At 68.0% G+C, this 1,609-nt stretch carries 1 protein-coding gene and 1 pseudogene; one reads left to right on the top strand and one right to left on the bottom strand.

All coding sequences use genetic code 11. The annotated features are described in order from the left end of the window. Positions 1-106: 106 nt before the first annotated feature. A complete protein-coding gene (locus A5760_RS10930; protein WP_064880543.1) occupies positions 107-1,075 on the bottom strand; it encodes an LLM class flavin-dependent oxidoreductase in 969 nt (322 codons plus the stop codon). A 239-nt stretch (positions 1,076-1,314) separates the two neighbouring features. Here A5760_RS10930 and A5760_RS10925 point away from each other — a divergent pair. Then, positions 1,315-1,609, top strand: a pseudogene (locus tag A5760_RS10925) (dihydrodipicolinate reductase); the annotation flags it as partial.

Genomic DNA, 1,609 nt, shown 5'->3' with positions numbered 1-1,609 from the left:
ACCCACACGCCAACGAGTTCCAGGTCCGGCCGGCGCCCGATGGCATCGATCGCGTTCGAGCCGACTCCCCCGGTCGACCATACGACAACACGCATGGGCACTCTCCTCACTGGTCGTCTGCAAAGGCGGCCGCGGCACGCTCGAGATAGGGCCACGCCACCTCCGGTGCGACGCCGCCGCAGACCGGGTGCAAGGGCAGCAGCTGTCCGCCGCGCACGTAGTCGACCGCCTCGCCGGGGGTGAAGATGCGGTACGGGCCACCCTTTCGCAGCTCCGCCACGCTGTCTGCGCGGGTGATGCTGGCGACCGAGTCGTCGTGCGGCCGGTAGGACGCCGCCGTTTTCGCGTCGTGCAGTAGGTGCGGCCCCAGCTCATCCCAGGCCTCGTCGACGTTGTCGGCTACGAAAACCGCTGTCGGAGCGCCGGGTTGGGGAAACTGGATGATTCCGGGTTCGTGCCCGTGCGCACGGCACTGCTCCTCGTAGTAATCCTTCAGGCCGGGCGACGCGGTCTGCGAGATGAACCCCAGGCCGTGGCGACCGGCCCGCCGCGCCGCGGCCTTGCTACCGCCTGCGATCAGCACCATCGGCCCGGTGGGCGAGCCGCACGGTGGGGTGACGCGGACCGTGCGCCCCCGATATTCGACGGGGTCACCGCGCACCAGCGGCCCAAGGACGTCCAGCATCTCGTCGGCCGCGCGACCGCGCGTGCTCATGTCGATGCCGAAGTGCTCGTATTCCTCGCGGCGATGTCCCACGCCGAACGCGTAGGACACCCGTCCGCGACTGATCAAGTCCAGCACGCTGATCTCCTCGGCGAGCCGGACGGGATCCCACAACGGAATCGGCACCGCGGCCAGCAGGATCGCCAACGTGCGCGTCCTGGCCGCTATCGCCGAAGCCAAGGTGAGCGGTACCGGCAGATGACCGTCGTCGGCGCCGTGGTGCTCGGAGAGCACCGCCAGCACGGCACCCCGCGTTTCGGCCCACTCGCACATGTCGATGGCCGCGGCGTACAGATCGGTGGCCGGCGCGCCCCCATGCGGGGCGCGCATGTCGAACCTGAGCGTGAACATCAGCGCCAGCCGCCCCGAATTGTCGCTCGGAGACGGGCAAAACGCTGGTGGGCCGTCACAGCTGCACCCTAACCTAAAATTTGTTCGTTAAGATAGTGCCCGCTTTCTTAAATCCTTGACCGCGTAGATCCGCGGCGGTAGTTTCCAAGTCGAACGTCGGGTCACAACGGCCGCCGCCGTTGACGTAAGGGCAACGGCCGCCCAGGCTTTCGTCGCGCACGCACTCGAGGAGGAACAAGATGACGGCTCATCGCGTGGTGGTGTGGGCGACAGGTGGCATCGGCTCGATCGCCATCCGCGCGATCCAGCGGCGCCCCAATCTGGACCTGGTCGGGGTGTGGGTGCACTCGGACGCCAAGGTCGGCAAGGACGCGGGCGAGCTGGCCGGCGGTGAGCCGATCGGCCTGAAAGCCACCAACGACGCCGACGCGCTGATCGCGCTCAAGCCCGACTGTGTCATCTATGCGGCCAGCGGCCCGGAGCGGGACGCGCTGGCCATCCCGGACTACGTGCGTCCTGTCTCTTATACACATC

The sequence above is a fragment of the Mycobacterium colombiense genome (genome assembly GCF_001665835.1).
Classification (GTDB): Bacteria; Actinomycetota; Actinomycetes; order Mycobacteriales; family Mycobacteriaceae; genus Mycobacterium; species Mycobacterium colombiense_A.
Note: the sequence above shows the minus strand (reverse complement) of the source record. Positions and strands in the feature narration are given on the sequence as shown.

Excerpts from the sequence above, each read along its gene's own strand:
- A5760_RS10930 (WP_064880543.1), bottom strand. The coding sequence starts at position 1,075 with ATGTTCACGCTCAGGTTCGACATGCGCGCCCCGCATGGGGGCGCGCCG.